General features: G+C 70.0%; 22 protein-coding genes and 1 other RNA gene. 20 read left to right on the top strand and 3 right to left on the bottom strand.

All coding sequences use genetic code 11. The features are described 5' to 3' along the window. Nucleotides 1–3: 3 nt before the first annotated feature. The 8 genes from mpaA2 to trhO all read left to right on the top strand — a co-directional run bounded on the left by mpaA2 (nt 4) and on the right by trhO (nt 5,977). Nucleotides 4–129: an MpaA2 family daptide-type RiPP gene (gene mpaA2, locus AC2D10_RS16005; RefSeq protein ID WP_484709079.1), complete on the top strand. Its 126-nt coding sequence runs from the start codon at nt 4–6 to the stop codon at nt 127–129. 39 nt (nt 130–168) lie between these two features. Next, a complete protein-coding gene (gene mpaA3, locus AC2D10_RS16010; protein ID WP_484709080.1) occupies nt 169–288 on the top strand; it encodes an MpaA3 family daptide-type RiPP in 120 nt (39 codons plus the stop codon). A gap of 67 nt (nt 289–355) precedes the next feature. Then, on the top strand, nt 356–1,183 hold the full coding sequence (gene mpaM, locus AC2D10_RS16015) for a daptide-type RiPP biosynthesis methyltransferase (protein ID WP_484709082.1): 828 nt from the start codon (nt 356–358) through the stop codon (nt 1,181–1,183). Beyond that, nucleotides 1,164–2,846: a daptide biosynthesis intramembrane metalloprotease gene (gene mpaP / locus AC2D10_RS16020; protein ID WP_484709083.1), complete on the top strand. Its 1,683-nt coding sequence runs from the start codon at nt 1,164–1,166 to the stop codon at nt 2,844–2,846. Before mpaM ends, mpaP begins: the two co-directional genes overlap by 20 nt. Next, a complete protein-coding gene (locus AC2D10_RS16025; RefSeq protein ID WP_484709084.1) occupies nt 2,843–3,565 on the top strand; it encodes an ATP-binding cassette domain-containing protein in 723 nt (240 codons plus the stop codon). Before mpaP ends, AC2D10_RS16025 begins: the two co-directional genes overlap by 4 nt. Then, a complete protein-coding gene (locus AC2D10_RS16030; RefSeq protein ID WP_484709086.1) occupies nt 3,562–4,290 on the top strand; it encodes an ABC transporter permease in 729 nt (242 codons plus the stop codon). Before AC2D10_RS16025 ends, AC2D10_RS16030 begins: the two co-directional genes overlap by 4 nt. Further along, entirely contained in the window at nt 4,287–5,021 is a 735-nt protein-coding gene (locus AC2D10_RS16035; RefSeq protein ID WP_484709087.1) for a hypothetical protein, read from the top strand. Before AC2D10_RS16030 ends, AC2D10_RS16035 begins: the two co-directional genes overlap by 4 nt. Before the next feature lie 62 nt (nt 5,022–5,083). Next, nucleotides 5,084–5,977, top strand: coding sequence for an oxygen-dependent tRNA uridine(34) hydroxylase TrhO (gene trhO, locus AC2D10_RS16040; RefSeq protein ID WP_484709088.1), 894 nt, complete (start codon nt 5,084–5,086; stop codon nt 5,975–5,977). A gap of 54 nt (nt 5,978–6,031) precedes the next feature. Here the strand turns inward: trhO and AC2D10_RS16045 are convergent, their stop codons facing one another. Genes AC2D10_RS16045 through AC2D10_RS16055 form a run of 3 tightly spaced genes read right to left on the bottom strand, consistent with a single transcriptional unit; the run spans nt 6,032 to nt 10,464 of the window. Next, nucleotides 6,032–8,296 (bottom strand): transglutaminase TgpA family protein, encoded by a 2,265-nt coding sequence (locus tag AC2D10_RS16045; RefSeq protein WP_484709090.1) that lies wholly within the window; start codon nt 8,294–8,296, stop codon nt 6,032–6,034. Further along, nucleotides 8,283–9,476: a DUF58 domain-containing protein gene (locus tag AC2D10_RS16050; RefSeq protein WP_484709091.1), complete on the bottom strand. Its 1,194-nt coding sequence runs from the start codon at nt 9,474–9,476 to the stop codon at nt 8,283–8,285. Before AC2D10_RS16050 ends, AC2D10_RS16045 begins: the two co-directional genes overlap by 14 nt. 10 nt (nt 9,477–9,486) lie before the next feature. Then, nucleotides 9,487–10,464 (bottom strand): AAA family ATPase, encoded by a 978-nt coding sequence (locus tag AC2D10_RS16055; protein ID WP_484709092.1) that lies wholly within the window; start codon nt 10,462–10,464, stop codon nt 9,487–9,489. A gap of 143 nt (nt 10,465–10,607) precedes the next feature. On the opposite strand from AC2D10_RS16055, the gene ffs reads away from it, so the two are divergent. The 12 genes from ffs to AC2D10_RS16115 all read left to right on the top strand — a co-directional run bounded on the left by ffs (nt 10,608) and on the right by AC2D10_RS16115 (nt 25,513). Beyond that, nucleotides 10,608–10,704: signal recognition particle sRNA small type (ffs, locus tag AC2D10_RS16060), an RNA gene on the top strand. 41 nt (nt 10,705–10,745) lie between these two features. Beyond that, entirely contained in the window at nt 10,746–11,342 is a 597-nt protein-coding gene (locus tag AC2D10_RS16065) for a rhomboid family intramembrane serine protease (RefSeq protein ID WP_484709093.1), read from the top strand. 211 nt (nt 11,343–11,553) lie between these two features. Further along, complete coding sequence (locus AC2D10_RS16070; protein WP_484709094.1) at nt 11,554–12,018, top strand: hypothetical protein; 465 nt, start codon at nt 11,554–11,556, stop codon at nt 12,016–12,018. Between the two features lie 30 nt (nt 12,019–12,048). Then, a complete protein-coding gene (gene pta / locus AC2D10_RS16075) occupies nt 12,049–14,166 on the top strand; it encodes a phosphate acetyltransferase (protein WP_484709096.1) in 2,118 nt (705 codons plus the stop codon). Further along, a complete protein-coding gene (locus AC2D10_RS16080; RefSeq protein ID WP_484709097.1) occupies nt 14,163–15,383 on the top strand; it encodes an acetate/propionate family kinase in 1,221 nt (406 codons plus the stop codon). Before pta ends, AC2D10_RS16080 begins: the two co-directional genes overlap by 4 nt. A gap of 131 nt (nt 15,384–15,514) precedes the next feature. Continuing rightward, nucleotides 15,515–16,306 carry an HAD family hydrolase gene (locus AC2D10_RS16085; protein WP_484709099.1) on the top strand — a complete coding sequence of 264 codons (792 nt, stop codon included), beginning with the start codon at nt 15,515–15,517 and terminating at the stop codon, nt 16,304–16,306. Further along, nucleotides 16,303–18,810: a glycoside hydrolase family 65 protein gene (locus AC2D10_RS16090; protein ID WP_484709100.1), complete on the top strand. Its 2,508-nt coding sequence runs from the start codon at nt 16,303–16,305 to the stop codon at nt 18,808–18,810. Before AC2D10_RS16085 ends, AC2D10_RS16090 begins: the two co-directional genes overlap by 4 nt. 43 nt (nt 18,811–18,853) lie before the next feature. After that, nucleotides 18,854–21,208, top strand: a complete 2,355-nt coding sequence (locus AC2D10_RS16095; RefSeq protein WP_484709101.1) for a DNA polymerase III subunit gamma and tau — start codon at nt 18,854–18,856, stop codon at nt 21,206–21,208. Then, on the top strand, nt 21,208–21,801 hold the full coding sequence (gene recR / locus AC2D10_RS16100) for a recombination mediator RecR (RefSeq protein ID WP_484709102.1): 594 nt from the start codon (nt 21,208–21,210) through the stop codon (nt 21,799–21,801). Before AC2D10_RS16095 ends, recR begins: the two co-directional genes overlap by 1 nt. A gap of 34 nt (nt 21,802–21,835) precedes the next feature. Continuing rightward, nucleotides 21,836–22,753, top strand: a complete 918-nt coding sequence (locus AC2D10_RS16105; protein ID WP_484709104.1) for a DMT family transporter — start codon at nt 21,836–21,838, stop codon at nt 22,751–22,753. 293 nt (nt 22,754–23,046) lie between these two features. Then, nucleotides 23,047–24,327, top strand: coding sequence for an aspartate kinase (locus tag AC2D10_RS16110; protein WP_484709105.1), 1,281 nt, complete (start codon nt 23,047–23,049; stop codon nt 24,325–24,327). 115 nt (nt 24,328–24,442) lie between these two features. Next, nucleotides 24,443–25,513: an aspartate-semialdehyde dehydrogenase gene (locus tag AC2D10_RS16115; protein WP_484709106.1), complete on the top strand. Its 1,071-nt coding sequence runs from the start codon at nt 24,443–24,445 to the stop codon at nt 25,511–25,513. Nucleotides 25,514–25,550: the final 37 nt, after the last annotated feature.

The raw sequence follows: 25,550 nt of genomic DNA on the forward strand, positions 1-25,550 counted from the left end.
AAGATGCACTCCACAATGCCGACACTCGAGTTCACAGAACTCGAGGCCATGGAGGCCCTGAACGACACAGATGACTATATTCGCGGCTTTGCCGTGGGCGTCATCATCGGGATTCTTGCGCTGACCTGAAGCGCGCCGCGCACCTGACATCGACGAAGGAGGTGCAGATTGCACACAACCTCGCTGGAGTTCATGGAACTCGAACAGATCGACGCCCCACTCGAATGGTGGGAGCACGCCAGCTACATCATTCTCATCATCGGCGGCGCGGCAGCGATCGCAACCTGACCGGTGGGGTGCGCGCGAACATCCCGCGCGCGCACCCCATCGACCACTGCGGAGAGGAGACGGGCAGTTGTCAGAACTGATCACCGACGCGATATCGACGCGACTCGCCAGCGTCGGCGCGATCGCCCGGGCGCAAGACCTGTACGCCGGAGTCGGCACCGACTTCTACGAGCGACTGGTCGGTTGCGACCGAGCCGAGATCCGCGAGATGCTGGCGCTCGCGCGAGAGGCCGCGGATCCCATCCTCGATATCGCCGCGGGTGGGGGGAGACTGACGATTCCGCTGGTGAGATCGGGCAGACACGTCACCGCGATCGATCTCTCCGACGACATGCTGTCTCATCTTCGTCGGGCATTGCCCGCGCATTCGGCGCTCGAGTGCGTGGTCGCGGACATGCGCGACTTCTCCCTGGGCCGCCTGTTCGGACTCATCATCATCGGCGCGACATCCATCACGTTGCTCAATCGCGGGGGGCGGTCACGTCTCTACGCGACGGTGCTCCGTCACCTTGCTCCGGGCGCCGTGTTCGCCTTCACCGTCGCCGGCGGCGTCTCGGCCGACGAACTCGCGGTATCGAGGGACCAGGAGATCAGAGTTCCGGCACCCGGCGGCGAAGAGATCTACCTGTTCGCGCAACAGCTCGAAGACGGCGGTTCAGCGCGGGTCGTCAACTGGGTCCGTGCGTCCGACATCGCAGACGGCGAAGAGGTGACCGTGCTCACGAGCCGCCTGCAGGTGCTCCGCCACGACGTGATCGCGAGAGAGCTGGTCGAGGCCGGGTTCACGGAACCTGCCGTGTCTCCGGTGCGGACGAGCAGCGGAGTGGAGATCCTTCTCCTCACGACATCGCGGGCGGAATCGCGGGAGGTGGCGGATGACGATGCCTCCGACTAGTTCGCCACGCCGCCGAACCTCGCGTGAGAGTCCGCTCGCCGCCGACGCGCGTCCTCATCTCGCTTCCGGCGTCACCTTCGAGAAGGTGCCCGATGACGCTGTCTGGATCACGATGGTCCATGACGTGCCGTCGTCGAGGGTCTCGCGAACAGTCGTCGACCTGTTGACGGCGATGAACGGCGAGACCGCGCTGCGAGACCTGCACCTGCGCTTCGCTGCATCCGAATCGTGGGAGACGTTCTGCCACCTCGTCGAGCGCTTCCGCGCCAGCGGCCTCCTGGCGGGCGACACGAAGCTCCCGCCCGGCCGACTGGCCTATCGACCGCCCTTCACCGTGCAGATCGCGACGCTTCGTGCCCCGGGAATCTTCCGTCGCCTGGATCGCATGACCGTCCGGCTGCCGTACCGCCTGGTTCTGGTCTCGGTCGGTGTGCTCCTCCTGCTGGGGCTCCTGGCGGCCACGGTTCAGGCGAGAGATCTTCTGAACGTCCTCACCGGGCCGGTCCCCGTGGTCGGCCTCATGATCGTGGTCGCCGTGCTTTCGCTGACGACCCTTCTTCACGAGGTCGCCCATGGACTCACGCTCACTCGGTTCGGCGGAAGGCCTCGCCGGGCGGGCTTCATGCTCTTCTACCTGACTCCGGCATTCTTCGTCGACGTGACAGACGGCTGGCGTCTTGCAAGGCGACGCCAACGCGTCGCCGTCGCCCTGGCCGGCCCGGCCGTGCATGCTGTCATCGCAGCCGTGGCGCTTCTCGCCGCGCTCGCTTTCCCTCACCCGACGGTCCACGCGATGCTGTTGCTGCTCGCGCTCTCGTGCAGCGGCATCGTTCTGATCAACCTCATCCCGTTCGTGCGATTCGACGGGTACATCGCACTCATGAGCGCGCTCGATGAACCGAACCTTCGAGTACGGGCGATACGGGATGCCGCGAGCTTCCTGACCAGCCTCCTGTTCGGCGGACGACGGATGAGCAAAGACCTGAACAGGTGGTGGAGCGTGCCGTTCGGTCTCGCCAGCCTCATCGCCCCGGTCGTGCTGGTCGTGTTCGCCGTGGCCCGCACCGCTCACGCGCTCGCCGGGGGAGGACCGATTCTCGGCCTCCTCGTGGTTGCGCTGGAAGTCGTCGTCATCGTGGTCGGCATCGTGCTTCTGGCGAGGTCCCTGCGACGCGTGCGTCGATCGGGGGTCTCGCGGCTGCGGTTCGCCATCGTCTGCGCCGCACTGGTGGCGAGCGTCGCCATCGCCGGGGTGCTCATCCCCGTGCCCCGGACGGCGACGTACGGCTTCTGCACTCGCGGCGACCGGGTGGTGATCGTGAGCGCAGCAGAGAACACCGACGCGCACATACCCCCGGGTGCCCACGTCGTGCTGATGAGCAACGGCATCCTTGCGAATTCACACGTCGGCGAGGGAACTGTGCAGCCGCAGCGACCGAGATCGACGACGGTCCCACTCGATGCGCTCTTCCCCGTGACGGCCGACGGGGTGTCGGTGCCAGCGGTGATCGTCGCCGGGGTGGATGTCTCCGAGGCGACCGACGATCCACCCTCCACGGGGCTGGCGCGCATCGAGCTCGGCTCGAGAACGCTCTGGGAGACGCTCTGGGCGACGGGCGCGGCGCTGCCACTGTCGAATTCTGAGAGAGAAGGAAGCGAATGAGAATGAACGACCACGCGATCGAAGTCCGAGGACTCACGAAGAGGTACGGCCGACGCACCGCCGTCGAGGACCTGTCATTCGTCGTGCCGCGCGGGTCGATCGTCGGGCTCTTGGGTCCGAACGGCGCGGGAAAGTCGACGACGCTGCGAGCCATCGTCGGCCTGCTCGCGCCGACCAGCGGCGCCAGCCTCATCGACGGGGTGCCGTTCTCCGCACTCGACAACCCGGCATCGCACGTCGGTGTCCACATGGACGGCTTCGGCTTCGAGCTGGGCATCACGGCGAGACGACACGTCGAGATCTCCCGACTTGCGGCGGGAGCACCGCCCAGCCGTGTCGACGAGGTGCTCGACGAGGTGGGGCTCGCCGCGGATGCGCGTCGCCGCGTGAAGACGTTCTCGACGGGAATGGCCCAGAGGCTCGGGTTGGCCACCGCCCTCGTCGGTTCACCCCGCACGCTCATCCTGGACGAGCCGGCGAACGGGCTCGACCCCGACGGCATCCGCTGGCTGCGCCGATTCCTGGGCGGCTTCGCTGAACGCGGCGGCACCGTGCTGGTCTCCAGCCATCAGCTGGCCGAACTGGAGCAGTTCGTCGATGAGGTCGTCGTGATCAAGCAGCGTGCCCTCTTCGCGGGAAAGCTACGCGACCTCGTCACCGACGACGGCGACTCCCTCGAGAGCAAGTACTTCGATCTCGTGAAAGGAGCATCCGCATGAGCACGGTGATCCGCAGTGAAGTGCTGCGTTCGGTGAGCGGGCTGTCCGTGCTGGCGGTCTATCTCATCGCTCTCCTCATGCCCGCCTTCGTCCTCTTCTCCGACGGCTCGCGCTTCGATCTCGCCGGTGTCGATTCCGCCACCGCCACCGCGCGTCTTCTGGAGCCGCTCGCCTGGTCCGTCATCTCCGCGGCGTTCGTCGGTTCTTACGCCGTCACCCGCGAGTTCTACTACGGGTCGATGGACAGGACGCTCACCGCACTCGGCTTCGGTCGAGCCTTCTGGGGGAAGCTCGTCGCGGGGGTGGTCGTCGCGGTCGTGTTGTCCGTGGGCGTCTTCGTTCTCTGGACCGTGGGCGTCTTCGTCCTGCTGGTCCAGAACGGGCTGACACTCGATCTCACGCGCGGGGCCGGGCAGGTATACGCCGGGGCGCTGATCGGTGCGGTTCTCGGCGCACTCATCGGAGTGTCGATCGGGTGGATCACCCGTAACTACTACGTGACGGCCGCCATCGTGCTCGTCCTGCCGATGGTCGTGGAGTTCGCGTTGTTGCGCACGGCACCGGAGGTGGCGAAGTTCTCGCCCGGGCTCGCCATCGCCGCGCTGGGGGTGCCGGGATACGGGGGTCATCTGCTCGAGTTCGCGCCCGCGCTCGGAGTAGGAGTGGTGTGGACTGTCGCTCTGGTCGTGATCGCCTGGCTCCGGGGACGCCGGGGAGCCGCGTGATCGGTCAGGCCTTTCGGGCGCAGGCACGCATCGTCACGGGCGATGTCGTTCTGCTCGGCGTCGCGCTGGCGGCGTTCGTGCTGTCGCTCTCGTTGGCGACGAGTGTTCCGCCCGAGCTCCGAGATGCGCCGGACGCCGTCCGTGCCGAGTTCGTCGGGTCGTTCCGCGTCGTGCTCGCGACATACGCAGCCGTTCTCGCCGCCGTCTACGGCTCTTTCCGCTACACCATCGACCGGCGCGACGGCGTGATCGCCCAGCGTCTGACGGTGCAGCCCCGGTGGGCGATCTTCACCGCCAGAGTGCCGGCCTCCGCTGTCGGTGGGGCGATCGTGGCGCTCGCCGGGGCGGTGGGTGGCCATGTCGCGCTGACCGTCTGCGTGGGCGGGGTGCCGGTGGAGTGGTCAGCCGTCGGACCCACGCTCGCGTTCGGTGCCGTGGCGGGTCTCTGGGGATTGGGGATCGGGATCGTCGTGCAGGCCCATCTCGTGGCGCTCTTCGTCGCGTCGATGTCGATGAGCGCGGCCCTGCTTCTCGCGATGTTCTGGAGCTCCGGTGCCGTCTACCTGCCACCGCTCGTGATGCTGCAGGCGGTGGGGTTCGACGTCGTCGCCGCGGGGATCCCGCCGGAGGCTCGCCTCGACCCCGCCCTGGCGATGTGGGTGACGGCTGGCTGGGTGCTGGTCGCTCTCGGGGCCGGAGGAGTCTCGTTCCTGAAGCGTGATGTGAGGTGACGGCCCCGGCCCGCGCCACCGGCAGTTCGGATCGGCGCCGAGAGACGACGTAAGATCCCTGGGTGGCAACCCCCAAGATCGTGCTCTTCTACGCCTTCGCTCCGCTCGCCGACCCCGAGGCGATCCGCCTGTGGCAGCGCGACCTGGGCGAGGCGCTGGGCCTCCGTGGCCGGATCCTGCTGTCGAAGGACGGAATCAACGGCACGCTCGGCGGCGACGTGCGCGCCGTGAAGAAGTGGCTGCGGTCGTTCCGCTCGTACCCGCCGTTCGCGAACGCCGACGTCAAGTGGAGCGAGGGGACCGGCCTCGACGCCGAGGGCCGCAGCCTCGACTTCCCCAAGCTGAGCGTGAAGGTCCGCGACGAGATCGTGTCATTCGGGGCGCCCGGCGAGCTGCGCGTCGACGAGAACGGCGTGGTCGGCGGGGGTACCCGGCTCACGCCCGAGCAACTGCATGAGCTCGTGCAGGAGCGGGGCGACGACGTGGTGTTCTTCGACGGGCGCAACGCGCTCGAGGCGCAGATCGGCCGCTTCCGCGACGCGGTGGTGCCCGACACCGAGACCACCCGCGACTTCGTGCGACTGCTCGACTCGGGCGAGTACGACGATCTGAAGGGCAAGCCGGTCGTGACCTACTGCACCGGCGGCATCCGCTGCGAGGTGCTGTCGAGTCTGATGACGGCTCGCGGCTTCGGCGAGGTGTACCAGCTCGAGGGGGGCATCGTCCGCTACGGCGAGCAGTACGGTGACGACGGACTCTGGGAGGGATCGCTGTACGTGTTCGACAAGCGCGGGTCGATCGACTTCTCCGACCATGCCGCAGTGGTCGGACACTGCGTCGGATGCGGCACCCCGACCAAGCGCACCGCGAACTGCCCCGATCTCGCGTGTCGCGTGCAGTCGGTGGTGTGCGCAGACTGCGAGAGCGTCGCCTGCCCCGCCCACGCAGCGGCGTGAGCTGACAGCGCAGCTCAGCTCAGCTCAGCTTAGCTCAGCTCAGCTCAGCTCAGCTCAGCCCAGCGCCGCAGCGCTGCGCCCGCGCACCACGAACAGCGAGCGCGGCACCAGCAGCGCCTGCGCCTGGGTGAGACGGTCGCTGCGGCGCAGCATCCCTCCGATCACGGCGCGCAGCGCCCCCGAGAGATCGTCGTCGACCGTCCCCGTGCGCGCGTAGTTCGCCCGTTCGATCGCCGAGACGAGCACTCTCACCGCGTCGTCGTCGACCCCGTACTGCTGGGTGAGCGTCGCACCGCGCACCCGGGGTGTGTCGGCGTCTGAGACGGGCAGCTGCAGGTCGATCAGGGTGTCGCGCAGCTCGGCCCAGGCGGCGGCCGCATCGCCGGTCCGCGCTCGCCGCAGCCGCAGCTCGCGCTCGATGCGTCGGATCGCCGCGGGGATCAGCAGCAGGGCGAGGATGCCGGCGACCGTCCAGACGATGGGGGCGGGATCCAGCTGGCGCAGCTCGCCGGCTGTGGAGCTGTTGTCGCCTGCGTCTCCTCGGTCCAGCTCGGGGTTGGTCGTCTGCTCGGCCTGCGGGGCCACGGAGGGAGCCGGGTCTGAGGGGCCGCTGTCGCCGCCGCCGGGCGTGGTCGTCGCCTGCGCGAACGCGGTCGGCACTCCCAGCGAGGCGGTGGGCTCGAACGGCACCCAGCCGACGCCGGGGAACAGCACCTCGGGCCAGGAGTGCAGCTGGTCGCTGGTGACCGAGAAGATCGATTCGTCGCCGCGCCTCTCGGTCGTCAGCGCACCGGGGAGGTAGCCGACCACGATGCGGGTCTGCATGTCGAGGCTCTGCGCCATCAGGGCGAAGGCGCCGGCGAAGTGCACGCAGTAGCCCGATCGCACATCGAGGAAGCGCGCGACCGCGTCAGCCCCGGTGCCGTCGAACCCTTCGTCCACCGGAGTCTCGAGCGAGTAGGAGAACGAGGAGCGGAACCAGCTCTGCAGCGCCACGAGCCGGTCGTAGTCGGTGGACTCCTCGGCGGTCACCTCGGTCGCGAGGTCTCCGATCACATCGGGAAGATCGCGCACGTCGGGGTCGATCTCGGCCGACGCGGCGTCGAGGCCGCGGATCTGCTCGAGCGTCGGAGCCACGCTGGTCGCGGTGACGGTGTAGTCGTTGCCCGCGGCATCCTCGTTGCGCGACACGAGAGTGCGGTTCTCGGGCAGGACCCGCCAGGCGCCCGACACGCCCTGCACGCGGGTGGCGGGGTACGGCACCGGCAGCCACGAGCTCGACATGCGCAGCACCCGGATGGAGGTGCTCTGCTCCTCGGTGGTGATCTCGGGGGTCCAGTCCGGTGCGCCGAAGCCGTCGCTCTGCCGGTTCAGGTCGCCGCGGTCGGGCTGCCACACGCGACCGTTGAACTGCGACAGGGTGGTCAGGCGCAGGTACGGCGCGACCTCGCTCTCGGTCGCGACGGTCAGCACTTCGACCGGGTTGGGTTGGCGCAGATCGTCACCCAGGCGCAGCGAGGCGTCGACCGTGGTGCCCACTCCGGTCCCGGCGAGGCCGGTGGCGACGGGCAGCGCGGGCGCGACGACGACGGTGGCCGCGAGGGCTGCCACCGCCACGCCCGCCGCGAGTGCCACCGATGACCGGCGCGGAGCCAGCGAATGCCGCTGCGCGGTGTAGCGGAAGAGGATGACGGCGAGCACACCGAACGCGACGAACCACACCACGTGCGTGTCGCCCAGGGTGGCGATCATCGGGATCGCGCCCACCACCCCGACGAGCACTGTCGTCAGGACGGCGGAGCGCGCGGCGATGAGCTGATCGATCAGCAGCGCGACCAGCGCGAAGCCGAGCCCGAGTGCGGCGGCGAGCGCCGTCGACGCGGCCAGCGGCGCCGAGCCGAGCGCGATCTGCTCCCCGGCCGAGACGGCGAGCGTGCTGAACACCGACACGGTGGTCGAGGTCGGGAACAGGCCGAGGAACGCGGTGTCGCCGGCGACGAGCTGGGTCACCGCGGCCACCGCGACGGCCAGCTGCACCACGAACGTGACGATCTCGCGGATCCAGGCTCGGCGCCGACGGAGGGCCAGACGCATCAGCAGACCGGTCGCGGCGGTGGCGATGATCACCGCGATCACGACGAACGACCAGGCGCCCGGCGCGATCACCGAAGTGTACGGCCACATCGCGACGAGCCCGGCGACGAGCGCGAGCATGGCCGGCGCGATCACGGCATCCGGCTCCTCGCGCTCCCGATGCCAGGGGATACGTGCGGGGCGTGCGAGCGTGCGCGGCGCCCGCCCCCGCTCAGCGCGGAACATCGCTGGCTCCGACGGTGCGCTCGGGAAGCGCGTCCTCCCACGCCTCGGCGATGTCGTCGCCGAGAGTGGTGACCGACCATCCCTGGCGCTGTGCGGCCGCGGCCGCCCCGGCGAGCGGTTCGGTGGCGAACAGCATCGGGGAGGCGGCGCCCGAGGGGCGCAGCAGCGCGGCGTCCTCTTCGTCGATGCGTCCGGTGATGTAGATCAGTGGTCCGGGCGGCGTGCCGCCGACCAGCGTCGCGAGGTCACGCGCCTCGCCGCGCGGCGCTGCCATCGCGAGGGCGACCAGCAGTCCGTCGCGGTCGTCCTCGCGGCCGCGGAGCGCTCCCAGGAGCACGCCGGCGCTGTCGATCACGTCGACACCGTAGCCCTCGTCGGCGAGGTGGATCGCCGTCGACGCGCACAACGAGACGGCGGCCTCGAACCCGGGATCCTCGGCGTCTCCGGTGTCGCCCCACCGCGCGATGCCGCGGTCGAGCACGACGAGGGCGTCGGGACTGGATTCCTCTTCCTCCTGACGCACCATGAGTTGACCGCGGTGCGCGGTGGCTCGCCAGTGGATGCGGCGCATCGAGTCGCCCGAGACGTACCGGCGCGGGGAGAGGTTGTCGCTGCCCTGGCCGAGCCGGGTCGACGAGGTGTGCGCGGTGCCGCCGGCCGCGCCGAGCTTGACGGTCAACGCCGAGAGCGCGAACACCTCGGGCACCACGGTGACCGTGCGCTGCTCGCCGAACGCCTGCTCCCTTTGCGCGAGTCCGAACGGGTCGACGGTGCGGAGCATCAGCGGACCGATGGGCCAGACCCCCCGCCGCACACCCGTGATCAGGTAGCTCAGCTGGCCCGACTCGGGCGGATACTCCCCGCTCGAGTCACCGGTCACGGCGTCGGGCAGCACGTCGTGCCAGAGCCCGTGCGGGATCCGGATCGACCGCAGCGCGAAGCGCAGCGTCACCCGCGAGGTCTCGGCGACCGTCAGCAGGTCGGTCGAGATCTGCCGCGAGACCGTGCCGGATCGTCGGGGGAGCCGCACCACGACAAGCGAGAACGCCGTGAGCAGAGCCAGGAGCAGACCGATGTAAATCAGCACCGGTGCGCCGACCAGGTTCGCGGCGACCACGCAGCCCACCGCGGCGATCAGCGCACCGGCGCCTCGGACGGTGAGAGCTCGACGTCGTCGCATGGTCGGCGGATCAGGACCGGGTGGCCACGGGCACGCGCACCCGCTCGATGATCTGGGTGAGCGCGGCCTCGATCGGCTGGGCGCCGGCGCGATGCGCACCCCGTGCGGGGAGCAGCCGATGTGCGAACACCGGGATCAGCAGCGCGGTGACGTCGTCGGGGATCACGTAGTCGCGTCCGTCGAGGGCCGCCCACACCTTGGCGGCGCGGATCAGCTGCAGCGTGGCCCGCGGGCTCGCACCCAAATGCAGGTTCGGGTCCGCGCGGGTGGCCTGCGCGAGAGCGACCGTGTAGTCCTCGAGGGCGGGAGCGACGTGCACGGACCGCGCCCAGGCGATGAGTCGGGAGATGGAGGCGGCGTCCGCCACCGGGGTGACTCCGCTGAGCGGGTTGACCACGTCGCGCTGGCGCAGCATGAGCGCCTCGGCCGCGGCATCCGGGTATCCCATCGAGATGCGCATCATGAAGCGGTCGCGCTGCGCCTCGGGCAGCGCGTAGGTGCCCTCCATCTCGAGCGGGTTCTGCGTGGCGACCACCAGGAACGGCTCGGGCAGCATGTGGGTCGAGCCGTCGACGGTGACCTGCCCCTCCTCCATCGCCTCGAGCAGTGCGGACTGGGTCTTCGGGGAGGAGCGGTTGATCTCGTCGGCGATCACGATGTGGGCGAAGACCGCACCGCGCTTGAACTCGAACTCCCGATCGACGGGGTTGTACACCGAGACGCCGGTGATGTCGCCGGGCAGCAGGTCGGGCGTGAACTGGATGCGGCGGACCGTCGCGTCGACGCTGGCCGCGAGCGCCCGCGCCAGCATCGTCTTGCCGACGCCGGGGACGTCCTCGATGAGCAGGTGTCCTTCGGCGAGCAGGCACACCAGCGCGCTGCGCACCGCGTCGGGCTTCCCGTCGATCACTCGGCCGACCGACCCGAGGATCGCCGCGGTCTGCGCGGCGAACTGCTCGGTGGTGATCTGGGGGGAGTTCTCTGGCATGGTTCCCTCTCGCGGTGGCGCATCCGTGCGCGTTACTCGATCGTAACCTGCGTGGGGCTGCGCGGCTCTGGCAGCTTCCCCTGAAGGCGGAGTCCGTGCGAGCGGTCGATTCGAACCATCCCGCACCGTCGGTTAGGATGGGTGACGGCTCTCCGCGTGGCGGCATCCAGGCCAATTCCCCCAGGGCGGAAACGCAGCAAGGGTAACCGGGCTCTGCTGGGTGCGCGGAGGGTCACTTTCTTTTTCAGCGTCCTCCGGGGCGGCACTGCGAGGATCGTGACGTGACCACTCCCGCCGAATCCCGCCGCTCGACGCCGTTCGGTCGTTTCCTCGCCCCGGTCGCCCTCCTCGCTCTCATGTGGGTCATCCAACTGGCGGATGCCGTGCTCCCCGGGTCGTTCTCGGGGTTCGGGCTGCGCTCGTGGGATCCGGCGGGTCTCGCCGGAATCGTCGTCTCGCCGCTGCTGCACAGCAGCTGGGCCCATCTGATCGCGAACTCCGTCCCGTTCCTCGTCCTGGGCTGTCTGGTCGCCGTCGAGGGCGCGCGTCGGTTCTGGGCCGTGACCGCGATGATCGCGGTGGTCGGCGGCATCGGCACCTGGCTGGTGAACGCTCCGGGCACGCTCACCGTCGGAGCGTCGGGTCTGGTCTTCGGGTACTTCGGCTACGTCGTGCTGCGCGTCTTCGCGCCGGGTCGGGTGTCGCACCGCATCCTCTACGCCGTGGTGGCCGTGATCGTGATCTCGCTCTACGGCGCATCCATGCTCGCCGGAGTCGTCGGCGTGCGCGAGGGCATCTCGTGGCAGGGCCATCTGTTCGGCGCGATCGGCGGCGGCCTCGCGGCCTTCGCCGGCCGGCGTCGGATCACCTCGTCATGACCACTCGGTCGTCGACCACGCGGCGCCGGCCGCAGGGGTCGAAGCGCCGCACGAAGTCACCAGCGCGCCGCAAGCCGGGGGCGCGCGCCCGGGCGGCTCTGCGGCTGAAACGGCGACGGATGCTGCGGCGCACCCTCATCGCCACCGCCGTGGTCGCCGGCGTGGTCGGCGTCGCCGTGCTCGTGCGCTCAGCCTCGCGCATGATTCGGTCGTGGTGTGCGCGGCCGACCCCGCCACCTACCCGGCCGCCGGCATCGCGGGGTGGAGCGGCGAGCAGCTCGAGAACGCCGCGACGATCATGCAGGCGGCATCCGCTCTCGGACTCGGGCGTGACGCGCAGATCCTCGGGGTGATGACCGCGATGGGCGAGAGCAGCCTGAACAACATCGACTACGGCGACTGGGAGACCAACGGCGTCACCAACCCGGACGGCACGCGCACGAGCAGCATCGGGCTGTTCCAGCAGCAGTCCTGGTGGGGGAGCATCGAGGAGCGGATGGACCCCGCCATCTCGGCCGGGCTGTTCTTCACGCGCCTCGCGAGGTCGCCCGACTGGCCGACGCTGGAGCGCTCGCACGCCATCCACCGCGTACAGATCAACACCGACCGCGACTACTACACCCGCTACGAGGCGGATGCCGTCGCCGTGGTCGATGCGCTCTCCGCATCCTGCTGACTCCCGGTGAGGTGCGCCTAAGCTGGACGCGTGGCACGGAGCATCTACATCACCTCGGCCGAAGGCCATACAGGCAAGTCCACGATCGCGCTCGGCGTGCTCGACGCTCTGATGCGCGTGAGTCCGCGCGTCGGCGTCTTCCGCCCGATCGCCCGGTCGGTCTCGGAACGCGACGAAGTGCTCGAGCTCCTGCTCGCCCACGACGGCGTGCATCTCGACTACGAGGACTGCATCGGCGTCACCTACGACGACGTGCGCTCGGATCCCGACCAGGCCCTGTCGACGATCGTCGCCCGGTTCAAGGCCGTCGAGGCGCAGTGCGACGCCGTGGTGATCATCGGCAGCGACTACACCGACGTCGCGAGCCCGGCCGAACTCGGCTACAACGCCCGCATCGCGGCGAACCTCGGCGTGCCCGTGCTGCTCGTGCTCAGCGGCCGCGACCAGCAGCGCCAGGCCGAGCAGCTCGGCACCACGACGGCCCGTGTGCCGTCGGCGGTCGGCCAGATCGCCGCGCTCGCGCTCGCCGAGCTCGACGAGGAGCGCGCGGAGCTCTTCGCCGTGATCGTCAACCGGGCCGACCCGACAGTGCTCGGCGAGATCGTCGAGTCGGTGCGCGCGGTGCGCCCCGACAGAGACACACCGGTGTGGGCGATGCCCGAGGATCGGATGCTGGTGGCGCCGTCGATCCGCGGCATCCTGACAGCGGTCGACGGACGCCTGATCAAGGGCGATGCCGACCGGCTCGGCCGCGAGGCGCTGTCGATCGTCGTGGCGGGCATGTCGATGGTGAACGTGCTGCCGCGGCTCACCGAGGAGGCGGTCGTGGTGATCCCCGCCGACCGCACCGAGGTGCTGCTGGCGACCCTGCTCGCCGATGCGTCGGGCACGTTCCCGCGTGTGGCCGGCATCATCCTCAACGGCCCCTTCCCTCTTCCCGAGCCCATCGTGCGCCTGCTCGACGGCTTCTCGTCGACGGTGCCGATCATCGCGACCGACCTCGGCACCTACGACACCGCCGTGCGGGTGATGGGTGCCCGCGGACGCATCTCACCCGAGTCGCGCGCGCGGTACGACCGCGCGCTGGGCCTGTTCCAGACGCACGTCGACATCGCCGAACTCACAACGCAGCTCGGCCTGGCGGAGTCGCGGGTGGTCACCCCGCTGATGTTCGAGTACGGACTGATCGAGCGGGCGCGCGCTGACCGCCGTCGCATCGTGCTCCCGGAGGGCGACGACGACCGCATCCTGCGCGCCGCAGCCACGCTGATCGCACGCGAGGTCGCCGACCTGACGATCCTCGGCGACGAAGCGGCGGTGCGGGCACGCGCGACCGAGCTCGGCGTCGACATCTCGGCGGCGCAGGTGATCAGTCCCACCGACCCCGAGTTGGTGGAGCGATTCGCGGCCGAGTACGCCCGGCTGCGCGCCCACAAGGGCATCACGCTCGCGCAGGCGGCCGACACCGTGACCGACGTGTCGTACTTCGGCACCATGATGGTGCACCTGGGGCTCGCCGACGGCATGGTCTCGGGTGCAGCCCACACCACCGCGCACACGATCCGGCCGTCGTTCGAGATCATCAAGACGAAGCCGGGCGTGAACGTCGTCTCCAGCGTGTTCCTGATGGCACTCGCCGACCGCGTGCTCGTCTACGGCGACTGCGCCGTGATCCCGGATCCGACGAGCGTGCAGCTGGCCGACATCGCGGTGTCGTCGGCGGCCACGGCGACCCAGTTCGGGATCGAGCCTCGCGTGGCGATGCTGTCGTACTCCACGGGGGAATCCGGGTCGGGCGCCGACGTCGAGAAGGTGCGCGAGGCCACGGCGCTCGTGCGTGAACGCGCCCCGGAGCTGCTCGTCGAGGGACCGATCCAGTACGACGCGGCAGCGGATGCCGCGGTCGCCAAGGCGAAGCTGCCCGACTCCGCGGTGGCCGGTCGGGCGACGGTCTTCGTGTTCCCGGATCTCAACACCGGCAACAACACCTACAAGGCCGTGCAGCGCTCCGCAGGTGCGGTGGCCATCGGCCCGGTGCTGCAGGGGCTCAACAAGCCGATCAACGACCTGTCCCGCGGGGCGCTCGTCGACGACATCGTGAACACGGTCGCCATCACCGCGATCCAGGCGCAGGGAGAGACGGCATGAGCGCGATCCTCGTCATCAACAGCGGATCGTCGTCGCTGAAGTACAGCCTGCTCGATGTCGACGACGAGCATGAGCTGGCATCGGGGCTCATCGAGCGGATCGGTCAGGGCGGCAGTACAGCCGCACACACCGTTCGTCCTGAGCGGGCGGCGGATGCCGCGCCCACGATGCTCGATGCCACCTACAGCGACGATCGCGACATCCCCGACCATCATGCGGCGTTCGCGGTCATGCTCGAGCAGTTCGCCGCCCACGGTCCGTCGCTCGAGCAGCATCCGCCCGTCGCGGTCGGACACCGCGTCGTGCACGGCGGCGCGCGCTTCTACGCCCCGACGCCCATCGATGCCGACGTGGAGCGCCAGATCGAGGAGCTCTCGGTGCTCGCGCCGCTGCACAACCCGGCGAACCTCGCCGGGATCCTCGCCGCGAAGTCGGTCTTCCGCGGGGTTCCCCACGTTGCGGTCTTCGACACCGCGTTCCACCAGACGCTTCCGGCGGCCGCGTACACCTACGCGATCGACGCCGAACTCGCCCGAGCGCATCGGGTGCGTCGCTACGGCTTCCACGGCACGAGCCACCAGTTCGTCAGCGAGTCCGCCGCGGCCTTCCTCGAGCGCGATCTCGGCTCGCTCCGCCAGTTGGTCTTCCATCTGGGCAACGGCGCCTCCGTCACAGCGATCGACGGCGGGCGATCGGTCGAGACCTCGATGGGCCTCACCCCGCTGGAGGGGCTCGTGATGGGCACGCGCTCGGGCGACCTCGACCCGGCAGCGCTCCTGCACCTGTCGCGTCGCGCAGGCCTCTCGATCAACGACCTCGACGCCCTGCTCAACACGCGCAGCGGATTGAAGGGGCTCGCCGGTCGCAGCGACATGCGAGACATCCTCGCCGGCGTCGACGCGGGGGAGGAGGCGGCGACGCTCGCCTTCGACGTGTACGTGCACCGGCTGCGCGCCTACGCCGGCGCGTACATCGCGCAGCTCGGCGGCGTCGACGTCATCTCGTTCACCGCCGGTGTGGGCGAGAACGCTCCCCGTGTGCGCGCAGAAGCCCTGGCCACGCTCGGTTTCGCCGGCATCGGGATCGACCACGCGCGCAACGAGGAGCGGGGGCGCGGCATCCGTCGCATCTCGACCGACGACTCGCGCGTGACGGTGCTCGTGGTGCCGACGAACGAGGAGCTCCAGATCGCACGGCAGACCGCCGCACTGCTCTGAACCCGAGCCGCCCTCGCACCGTCGACACGCACTGGTCCCGGGGGTTCCCGCCGAGCGCGATCGCCAACTACAGTTGCACAGTGGCACGGAGAGGTGCCGAACTCCCCTCGCCCCTTCTCCTGGAGGCTTCTGTGCCCGAAACCCTGCCCGATCTGCTCGCCACGGACGGCGTGCTCTTCGACCTCGACGGCGTGCTGACGCCGACCGCCGAGGTGCACATGCGCGCCTGGAAGCTCGTGTTCGACGAGGTCTTCGCGCAGTGGGGACTCACCCCGGCATACACCGACGCCGATTACTTCGACTACGTCGACGGCAAGAAGCGCTACGACGGCGTCGCCAGCCTGCTGCACAGCCGCAACGTCGAGATCCCGTGGGGCGATGTCGACGACGCCCCCGAGGCCGAGACGATCTGCGGCATCGGCAACCGCAAGAACGCGGCGTTCTCCTCGGCCCTCCGCGCCGAGGGCATCGCCGCGTACCCCGGGTCGCTCGCCGTGGTCGAGCGCCTGCATGCGGCGGGGATCCCGCTCGGCGTGGTCTCCAGCTCGAAGAACGCCGAAGAGGTGCTCGCCACCGCCGGCCTGCGCTCGTACTTCCGCGTCGTGGTCGACGGCGTCGTCGCCGAGCGTGACGGTCTGGCTTCCAAGCCCGCGGCCGACATGTTCCGCCAGGGCGGCATCGACCTCGGCGTCGACCCGGCGCGCAGCATCGCCTTCGAGGACGCCACGTCCGGAGTCGCCTCGGCGTCCGCCGCCGGGTTCGCGACCGTGGTCGGCGTCGACCGCGGCGCCGGTCCCGAGGCGCTGCGCGCCGCCGGCGCCACCGTCGTCGTCGACGACCTCTCCTCCTTCCTCCCGCACCTTTCGAACGACACCACGGAGTCCGCATGCGACGTACTGAGCGACCAGAGGGAGTCGAAGTGATCGACCGCGACCGTTTCCCCGTCGACCCGTGGCGTCTGATCGAGACGCGTTACTCGGAGGAGGGCGTCGGCGAGACGCTGTTCTCCATCGGCAACGGCTACCTCGGCCTGCGCGGCAACCACATCGAGGGCCGCGGTGCGCATGAGCACGGCACCTTCATCAACGGGCTGCACGAGACCTGGACCATCCACCACGCCGAGCAGGCCTACGGCTTCGCCGAGGTCGGCCAGACCATCGTCAACGCGCCCGACGCAAAGGTCATGCGCGTGTACGTCGACGACGAGCCGATGTCGTTCGACGTCGCCGACGTGCGCGAGTACCGCCGCACGCTCGACATGCAGACCGGTGTCCTCGAGCGCATCGTCGTGTGGGAGACCCCCTCGGGCAAGCGCGTGCGCATCCGCGACGAGCGCATCGTGAGCTTCGAGGAGCGCCACCTCGCGATCCTCCGTCTCGAAGTGGTCGTCGAGAACTCCGACGCCCCCGTCACCATCAGCTGCCAGCTGCTCAACCGCCAGGACGGCGCTGGCGTGTACGCCGGCACTCCCGCCGCCGCGAAGGCCGGCGGGTTCGATCCGCGCAAGGCCGAGAAGATCGCCGACCGTGTGCTCGAGCCCGCGGAGCACTGGCAGGACGGCCTGCGCTCCGCACTGTCGTACCAGGTCGCCGACTCGGGGATGACGGTGGCCGTCGTCGCCGATCACATCATCGAGACCGAGAACGACTACAGCGCCCGCGCTCTCGTCGAGGCCGACATCGCCAAGAACGTGTTCCGGGTGCAGGCGAAGGCCGGCGTCCCCATCAGCATCACGAAGCTCGTCAGCTACCACACCTCCCGCGGCGTGCCCCCGCGCGAACTGGTCGACCGCTGCCGCCGGTCGCTCGACCGCGTGGCCGTCGAGGGCATCGAGACGCAGTTCCGCCGCCAGGAGGCGTGGCTCAGCGCGTTCTGGGAGCGCAGCGACGTGCAGATCGGCGAGCGCGACGAGCTGCAGCAGGCCACGCGCTGGTGCCTGTTCCAGCTGGCACAGGCGTCCGCCCGGGCAGACGGCACCGGTGTTCCCGCCAAGGGCGTGTCGGGGTCGGGCTACAGCGGACACTACTTCTGGGACACCGAGATCTACGTGCTCCCGTTCCTCACGTACACGTCACCGCAGTGGGCGCGCAACGCCCTGCGGGCCCGCGTGCACATGCTCCCCGCGGCCCGTCGCCGCGCGGCGCAGCTCAACGAGGCCGGGGCATTGTTCCCGTGGCGCACGATCAACGGCGAAGAAGCATCGGCGTACTACGCCGCCGGCACCGCGCAGTACCACATCAACGCCGACGTGAGCTTCGCGCTGGGCAAGTACGTGCGGGCCACGGGCGACGAGGAGTTCCTGCGCCGCGAGGGTGCGGACGTCGCGGTCGAGACCGCACGCCTGTGGGCGACGCTCGGGTTCTGGCGCAGCTCGCGCCTGGTCGAGGAGGTCGGGGTCGGCGACGGCATCCAGACCTTCCACATCCACGGCGTGACCGGACCCGACGAGTACACGACGGTGGTGAACGACAACCTCTACACGAACGTGATGGCGCGCTACAACCTGCGCTACGCCGCACGCATCGTCCGCGAGATCGCCGAGACCCACCCCGAGGATTACGCGCAGCTCGTGGAGCGCACGGGGCTCGGCGACGGCGAGGCCGAGGCCTGGGAGCGGGCCGCCGAGGCCATGTTCATCCCCTACAGCGAGTCGCTGGGCATCCACCCGCAGGACTCGCTGTTCCTCGAGCGCGAGGTGTGGGATCTGGCGCACACGCCCGACTCGCAGCGACCGCTGCTGCTGCACTTCCACCCGCTGGTGATCTACCGGTTCCAGGTGCTCAAGCAGGCGGATGTCGTGCTGGCGCTGTTCCTGCAGGGCAACCACTTCTCGCCCGAGGAGAAGCGTGCGGACTTCGACTACTACGACCCGCTGACCACCGGCGATTCCACCCTGTCTGCCGTGGTGCAGTCGATCCTCGCGGCCGAGGTCGGCTACCAGGACCTCGCGCTGGAGTACTTCACGCAGTCGCTGTTCGTCGACCTGCACGACCTGCACCACAACGCGGCGGACGGCGTGCACGTGGCCTCCGCCGGTGGCGTCTGGACGGCTCTGGTGTGCGGCTTCGGCGGCATGCGTGACTACGCGGGCGAGCTCAGCTTCGATCCGCGTCTGCCCGCGGACTGGCCGTCGCTGTCGTTCCCGCTGCAGTGGCAGGGGGCGGCGATGCAGGTCACGATCACGGCCGACGAGCTGCGTGTGCGGGTGAGCTCCGGCGCACCGGTGCCGTTCTCGGTGCGGGACGAGGCCTACATCGCCACGGTCGACGAGGTCGTGGTGGTTCCGCTGGCGGATCAGGGTCCGCTGATCCCCGGGCGCCCGTCGCTGCGTCCGTTCGCCGACGCGATCCGCGACGACGGCACGCGGCTGTCGGCCTCGGTTCCGGTGATCACCACAGCGATTCCGGTGATCGAGCCGGTCAGCTGACCGGCCCCGCCGGAACGTCGGTGGCACGCCGTAGGCTGGACTCGTGACCACAGCCCTCTATCGCCGCTACCGCCCCGAGACGTTCGGCGAGATGATCGGGCAGTCCCAGGTGACCGATCCGCTCATGACGGCGCTGCGCGGCGACCGGGTCGGCCACGCCTATCTGTTCTCCGGTCCGCGCGGGTGCGGCAAGACCACCTCTGCTCGCATCCTCGCCCGCTGCCTCAACTGCGCCGAGGGGCCGACCGACGTCCCCTGCGGCACCTGCCCCAGCTGCGTCGAGCTCGCTCGCGCCGGCGGAGGGTCGCTCGACGTGGTCGAGATCGACGCCGCCAGCCACAACGGTGTCGACGACGCTCGAGACCTGCGCGAGCGCGCGACCTTCGCGCCCAGCCGCGACCGGTACAAGATCTTCATCCTCGACGAGGCCCACATGGTCACGCCGCAGGGATTCAACGCGCTGCTGAAGCTCGTCGAAGAGCCTCCCGAGCACGTGAAGTTCATCTTCGCGACGACCGAGCCCGAGAAGGTCCTCGGCACCATCCGGTCCCGCACGCACCACTACCCGTTCCGGCTGGTGCCTCCGGCCGCGATGCTCGAGTACGTCGAGAAGCTGTGCACCGAAGAGGGCGTCGTCGTCGAGCGCGGCGTGCTTCCGCTCGTCGTCCGTGCCGGCGGCGGCTCCCCGCGAGACACACTGTCGCTGCTCGACCAGCTGATCGCGGGCTCCGACGCGCCCGCGGGTTCGGCCACCGTCACGGTCGGGTACGCCCGTGCGGTCGCGCTCCTCGGCTACACCCACGGAGCCCTGCTCGACGAGATCGTCGATGCGCTCGCCGTCGCCGATGCCGCCGCTGCCTTCCCCGCGATCGACCGTGTCGTGCAGACCGGGCAGGACCCGCGTCGCTTCGTCGATGACCTGCTCGAACGCCTCCGCGACCTGATCGTGATCGCCGCGGTCGGCAGCGGGGCCTCCGCCGTGCTCCGGGGCGTGGCCGAAGACGAGCTCGACCGCATGCGCGGGCAGGCCGAGGCGTTCGGCGCCGCGCGGCTCTCGCGCACGGCCGACGTCGTCAGCGCCGCCCTCGACGACATGTCGGGTGCCACCTCGCCCCGCCTGCACCTGGAGCTCATGGTGGCGCGCGTGCTGTCCGCCGCCAAGGCCGCAGCGGAGGCTGCTCCCGTGCCGGGCGCCGTCGCGTCTCCGGTCGGCGTTCCCACCATGTCCGCCCCCGAGCGCATGCCTTCGGCGCCCGCACCGGCGCCCGCCCCGGGTGCGGCTCCGGCTGCTGTCCCTGGAGTGGCACCCGCGGCAGAGTCGACGCCCGCACTCGTTTCTGAACCCGCAGCCGCCTCCGAATCCGCAATGCCTGCCGAACCGGCAACCCCGCCGGCGCCGGTGCCGTCGGGGCCGGTGACGTTCGCCCGACTCACCGCCGCATGGCCGAGCGTCCTCACGCGTCTCGAGAACATCAGCCGCACGTCGTGGCTCGTGGTCACCACGGTGCAGCCGCTCGCGTACGACACCGAGACCGAGGTGCTGACCCTCGGCTTCGCCAGCCAGCACGACGTCGGCAAGTTCAAGGGCACCACGCCCGGTTCCGGCACCTCCGACCACCTCCGCACGGCGATCGAACAGGAGCTCGGGGTGCGCGTGAAGTACCTTCCCGCGCCGCTGCCCGCCGCCGGTTCCGGCCGCGCCCCCGAGGCTCCGACGAAGAACTTAGCCGCTCCGAAGGACTCATCCCCGCGCAGCGCGGCCACTGGTGCCCCGGCCCGCGGTCAGGGCTCGTCGAACGACACCGCAAGCCAGCGCTCCGCGCCCGCCGCATCCGCTCGTCCTCAGACGCAGGGCCCTTCCGCGTCCGCGCCCACGGTGACGGAGTGGGCGGTCGCCACGATTCCCGCGGGCGAGGACGCACCCCCTGCGCCCAGCGCGCCACTCGCGGTCGACGACGAACCCGAAGAGGTCGAGGCGGCAGCATCCGCACCTGTTCCTCCGCACGACGGCGCGGTCGATACCGCAGAGCCGCCGCTGCCGAGTGACGACGACGCTCCCGACTTCGACGACGAGCCGCCGTACGATCCCGCCTACGAGCCTGCGCCGCCGAGTGGTTCGGCCGGCTCGTCCGGGCCGCGGGGAGCAGCAGCAGACCGACGCCCGGCCGCGGCCGCCACGACCAGCGTGGCCGAGAAGGCAGCCCCGGCCGCCCAGACCTCCCCTCGCGCCGCCGCACCGCAGGCTGCCCCGGCGCCGCGTGCGTCCGCGCCGGTGATGAGCGAGCGCGCCCCCACCGCGGGCGGCGTGCAGCGGTACGGAGAAGCAGTGATCCGCCAGGTGCTCGGTGCGACGTTCGTGCGCGAAGAGCCCTATGAGCCCCCGACGAGGTTCGCCTGATGTACGACGGAATCGTTCAGGAACTGATCGACGAGTTCGGTCGACTCCCCGGCATCGGGCCGAAGTCTGCCCAGCGCATCACGTTCCACATCCTGCAGACGCCCACGTTCGACGTGGCGCGTCTGGCCGAGCTGCTGTCCGAGATCCGCCAGCGCGTGCGCTTCTGCGAGATCTGCGGCAACGTGGCCGAGCAGGAGCGCTGTGTGATCTGCCGCGACCCCCGCCGCAACGCTGAGCTGATCTGCGTCGTCGAAGACGCCAAAGACGTCGCAGCGATCGAGCGCACCCGAGAGTTCCGCGGGCTGTATCACGTGCTCGGCGGAGTGATCAGTCCGATCGCGGGCATCGGCCCCGACAACCTGCGCATCGCGCAGCTGATGACGCGTCTCGCCGACGGCACCGTGCAAGAGGTCATCCTGGCGACCAACCCCAACCTCGAGGGTGAGGCGACCGCGAGCTATCTCAGCCGTCTCCTCACCACCATGCAGATCACGGTCTCCCGCCTGGCGTCCGGGCTCCCGGTCGGCGGAGACCTCGAGTACGCCGACGAGGTCACCCTCGGGCGGGCGTTCGAGGGGCGGCGCGTCCTGTGACCGCGCGCCTCAGCCCTGGTCCCGCGGTGCTGAGGTGAACGCACAGGCCGGCTTCTCCCGGCGCGGTTGGCTGCTCTTCGGGGCGATGGCTCTGCTGTGGGGCGTGCCGTACCTGTTCATCAGCATCGCCGTCGAGACGATTTCCCCGCCGGCCATCGTGGCCGGTCGTACGCTGATCGCGGCTCTTCTGCTGTTGCCGTTCGCGTTGCGCAACGGCGCGCTGCGTGCAGCCCTGAAGCACTGGCCGTGGATCCTCGTTTTCGGCCTGATCGAGATGGCGGGGCCCTTCCTGCTGCTGGGGCACGCCGAGATCACGCTGCCCTCCGGCATGACGGGCCTGCTCGTCGCCACGGTGCCCCTCTTCGCCGCGCTGATCGCCCTCGGAAGCGGCGACCGCGGCGTGCTCCGGCCGGTCCGCGCGATCGGACTCCTGGTCGGATTCGCCGGTGTCGCCGTCGTGGTCGCCGGCCCCGGGCTCTTCGGCGGCGAGGTCAGCCTCCTCGCGGCGGGAGAGGTGCTTCTCGTCGCGGTGCTGTACGCCATCGCGCCGTTCATCGTGGCGCGCAAGCTCACCGACGTCCCCTCTCTCGGCACCATCACGCTCTCGCTGCTGATGATCGGCATCCTCTACCTGCCGTTCGGCCTGCTGACCCAAAACGAGCTGCCGTCGGTCCCGTCCACGCTCGCGCTCCTGGCTCTCGCCGTCATCTGCACCGCCGTGGCGTTCCTGGCGTTCTTCGCGCTGATCCGCGAGGTCGGCCCTGTGCGCGCGCCGCTGTTCACCTACGTGAATCCGATCGTGGCGATCGTCCTGGGTGCCATCGTGCTGTCCGAGCCGATCACGCCCGGACTCCTGCTGGGCTTCCCGCTCGTCATCGTCGGATGCTGGTTCGCCGCCACCGGCGGACGCCTCCGTCCGACGGCATCCGTCCCCCTCGGCCCCACCCCCTGACGCGGCCCCGCGCCGCGCCGCGCCGCGCCGCGCCCGCGCCGCCCCGCGCCGCGCCCCGCGCCGCCCCGCGCCGCGCGCCGCCCCCGTCCCCTTCCCCGAGTGCACGGCCTGCTGCCGAGTGCACGGCTTCTGCGCGCGATCTTCCCGTGCACTCGACGCGACCCCGTGCACTCGGCGAAACCAGACAGCGCGACCGCCCCCCCACCCCCGCCCCCGACACATGCGCAACACGGCATACCCGGCGATCGTAGAATGAGCGAGGGCGGATCCGCCCGACATCCCCGGGAGTGAACGTGGCCCTCATCGTGCAGAAGTACGGCGGCTCATCCGTCGCCGACGCAGAGAGCATCAAGCGCGTCGCCAAGCGCATCGTCGACACACGTCGTGCCGGTCACGACGTGGTGGTGGCCGTCAGCGCGATGGGCGACACGACCGACGAGCTTCTCGATCTCGCGAACGAGGTGGCGCCGATTCCCGCGCCCCGCGAGCTCGACATGCTCCTGTCCAGCGGTGAGCGCATCTCGATGGCGCTCCTCGCGATGGCGATCCACTCGATGGGCTTCGAGGCGCGCTCGTTCACGGGCAGCCAGGCGGGCATGATCACCGATTCTCAGCACGGCGCGGCACGCATCGTCGATGTGACGCCCGTGCGCCTGCGCGAGGCGCTCGACGAGGGCGCGATCGTCATCGTCGCCGGGTTCCAGGGCTTCAACCGCGACACCCGCGACATCACGACGCTCGGCCGCGGCGGCTCCGACACGACGGCGGTGGCGCTGGCCGCAGCCCTCGACGCGGATGTCTGCGAGATCTACAGCGACGTCGACGGCATCTACACCGCCGATCCCCGCGTGATCCCGAAGGCGCAGAAGCTCGATCACGTCTCCAGCGAGGAGATGCTCGAGCTCGCAGCCAACGGCGCCAAGGTGCTGTACATCCGCGCCGTCGAGTACGCCCGCCGTCACGGCGTCCTCATCCACGCCCGTTCGACGTTCTCGTCGTCCGAGGGCACATACGTTCTGGGCGAGGGTATGAACAACCCGCGCGAAGCCGAGGGAGCAGTCATGGAAGAACCGATCGTCGCGGGCGTCGCCACCGACTTCAGCCAGGCCAAGATCACCGTGTCGGGTGTTCCCGACGTTCCGGGCAAGGCGGCGGAGATCTTCAAGATCGTCGCGAAGTCGGGTGCCAACGTCGACATGATCGTGCAGAACGTCTCGGCGACAGGACGCACCGACATCTCGTTCACGGTTCCGAAGGCGGATGCCGCGGCTGCCCTCAAGGCGCTGGCCGGCGAGCAGATCGAGGTCGGCTTCCAGAACCTCGTGCACGACGACCAGATCGGCAAGCTGTCCGTGGTGGGCGCCGGCATGCGCACCCACTCCGGGGTGTCGGCGACGCTGTTCGAGGCGCTGTCCGACAGCGGCATCAACATCGAGATGATCTCGACGTCCGAGATCCGCATCTCGGTGGTGCTGCGCGGCGACGACCTCGCCGCGGCCGCCCGCACCGTGCACACCGCGTACGGGCTCGACGGCGAGGTCGAGGCCACCATCCACGCCGGCACCGGCCGCTGACCTCACGGCACGGTAGACTCACCCACACCCTGACATCGGCGCCAGGCGTGGCATCCGCACCCCGACGCCGCGCCTGCCGCCTCGTACGCAGTACTGCACGACGCCAAGGAACATCATGACCCGCATCTCCGATTCAGGAATCTCCGTCGCCATCGTCGGCGCCACCGGCCAGGTGGGCACGGTGATGCGCGAGATTCTCGCGGAGCGGTCGTTCCCGATCCGCGAGCTGCGCCTGTTCTCGTCGTCGCGGTCCGCCGGCACGTCCATCACCTACGGGGGAGTGGACATCGTCGTCGAAGACGTCGAGACCGCCGATCCCGCCGGCATCGATGTCGCCCTCTTCTCGGCGGGCGCCACCGCCAGCCGCGCGTACGCCCCGCGCTTCGCCGAGGCCGGCGCGGTCGTGGTCGACAACTCCAGCGCCTGGCGCATGGACCCCGAGGTCCCTCTGGTCGTCAGCGAGGTCAACCCGCACGCGATTGACGAGCGCCCGAAGGGCATCATCGCCAACCCGAACTGCACCACGATGGCGGCGATGCCGGTGCTCAAGGCCCTGGATGCCGAGGCCGGCCTCGAGCGTCTCATCGTGTCGACCTACCAGGCGGTCTCGGGTTCGGGTCTCGCTGGGGCTCAGGAGCTGCTCGGTCAGATCGAGGGCGTGCTCGCCGAGGGTGACACGTTGCGTCTCGTGCACGACGGCTCGGCCATCGACTTCCCGAAGCCCGAGAAGTACGTCGCGCCGATCGCCTTCGACGTGATCCCGTTCGCGGGCAACCTCGTCGACGACGGCGACAATGAGACTGACGAAGAGAAGAAGCTCCGCAACGAGAGCCGCAAGATCCTCGAACTGCCGGGGCTCCGCGTCGCGGGCACGTGCGTGCGCGTGCCGGTGTTCACGGGGCATTCGCTCTCGATCAACGTCGAGTTCTCGGGCGACATCACCCCCGAGCGTGCACGTGAGGTCCTGAGCGCGGCTCCCGGTGTCGTGCTCGACGAGGTCCCCACGCCCCTGAATGCCGCGGGCAAGGACCCGAGCTTCGTCGGCCGCATCCGCGCCGATCAGTCCGCTCCCGAGGGTAAGGGGCTCGTGCTGTTCATCAGCAACGACAACCTGCGCAAGGGCGCCGCGCTCAACGCCGTGCAGATCGCCGAGATTCTCGCCGAGCGTCTGGTCGCCGCGGTCTGATCAGACCTCGCCACATGGTCCGGGGTGGCGTGCCCGC

It is taken from the genome of Microbacterium sp. PI-SA-G, assembly GCF_057215335.1.